The sequence below is a fragment of the Pseudogracilibacillus sp. SE30717A genome, from assembly GCF_037071985.1.
GTDB lineage: Bacteria > Bacillota > Bacilli > Bacillales > Amphibacillaceae > Pseudogracilibacillus.
The window spans coordinates 1-1,553 of sequence record NZ_JAXHDF010000024.1 but is presented as its reverse complement, the minus strand read 5'-3'; the positions used below and the strand labels follow the sequence as shown (position 1 = coordinate 1,553).

Here is a 1,553-nt window from a genome sequence, read left to right as displayed (position 1 = left end):
CAGCTTGTAGAGAAAGTGGGTGTTTTTTCTCTACAAGCTTTTTCGTTAATTAATATCTTTGGCGTTTTCTAGATGAAAAATGACTCCCACACACCTAGCCTAGCTTGGCTAGGCGTGTGGCAATCTTCTTCATGTTCTGACACGCTGCGGTGAGTAATACTTGCTCACCTGCATTGTGTAACCCCCTCAACCTGCAATAACGAAGTCCATGCAGTTCTTTTGAATCTGCAAAACTTCGCTCTACTTTTTCTTTCCTATATTTATATAGCATTTTTCCCGATGATGAAAGTCGATTCTGCCTGACTTTTTCTTTATGTTCTTCCCAAACATGTCGTGTAATTACCTTTTGGTGATTTTTGGAACGAGTACATTTTCCCAACAGTGGACATGTCTTACATATCTTCGAGTCAGATTTATATTCACGATACCCTTCTCGACTTGTGGTTGAATACTTCAATGTTTGTCCGTTAGGACATGTATAAGAATTCTTTTTCTCGTCATAATTAAACTCCGATTTTTTAAAAAGACCTTTTGTGGGCTGATAACGTCTATGTGCAATGACACCAAATATCTTTCGATCTGAAAGACCTTTGCATATTGGGTTGGTTAAATAACCTGAGTCTAAAGCAACTGCTTCCACTTCAAATCCAAATCGCTCGATTTGGCGATCTAATCTACTAAGATAAGGGACAGAATCATGAACATTTCCAGGCGTGACAAATGCATCTGTAATTATATTGTATTTCATATCCGTAGTTCGATGATCAAGATAACAAAACATTTCCTGCTTATGATCTCGAGACATAAAACCACTTTCGGGGTCTGTTTTACTTACTCGGATTGTCTTTTCTTTTTTCACATCCTCTCTTTGTTTCAAGGGCTTTTTTCCATTTTGCTTCCGGTCCCCATCAATAGCTTCATTCAATTCATTTATGTATTCACGTGTTTCAACCTCAACAGTTTCTCTTTTAAATTTATGTTTATTAGCATCTGCTTTTAAGTGGGTTGAGTCACTAAACAATACTCTACCACCAATCATCCGGTGGTCTATTGCTTGAAATACAATTTCATCAAATATTTCCTGAAATATGTCTGTATCCTTAAAACGATTATGGCGATTCCAACTAATAGTGGAGTGGTGTGGAACTGAATCGGAGATTCTTAACCCGAGAAACCAACGATAGGCTAAGTTCATTTGAATTTCTTTTTCCAATTGTCTTTCAGATCGAATACCGTATAAATATCCAATAAACATCATTTTGAAAAGAACAAGCGGATCTAACGATGGACGGCCATTATCTTCGCAATAATAAGGGCGTACTTTATCTACGATAAAGGAAAAGTCAATATACTTATCAATTTTACGAAGTAAGTGATCTTGTGGGACTAATTCTTCTAAGCATATAAGCTCCAGTTCATTTTGTGTATTATTTCTAGTATAAAACAATTTTAACACCACCTTATTAGATTAATTATATTATACCATATTATTCCACTTGAATAATGTCTTTTTAAAGATAAAAACAGGCTGTCGAGGGTTTCTCGACAGCCTG

1 protein-coding gene is annotated in these 1,553 nt (G+C 36.1%); it reads right to left on the bottom strand.

Translation table 11 applies throughout. The features are described 5' to 3' along the window. Positions 1-94: 94 nt before the first annotated feature. Positions 95-1,447 carry an IS1182 family transposase gene (locus SPD48_RS19875; RefSeq protein WP_442962181.1) on the bottom strand — a complete coding sequence of 451 codons (1,353 nt, stop codon included), beginning with the start codon at positions 1,445-1,447 and terminating at the stop codon, positions 95-97. Between the last annotated feature and the right edge of the window lie 106 nt (positions 1,448-1,553).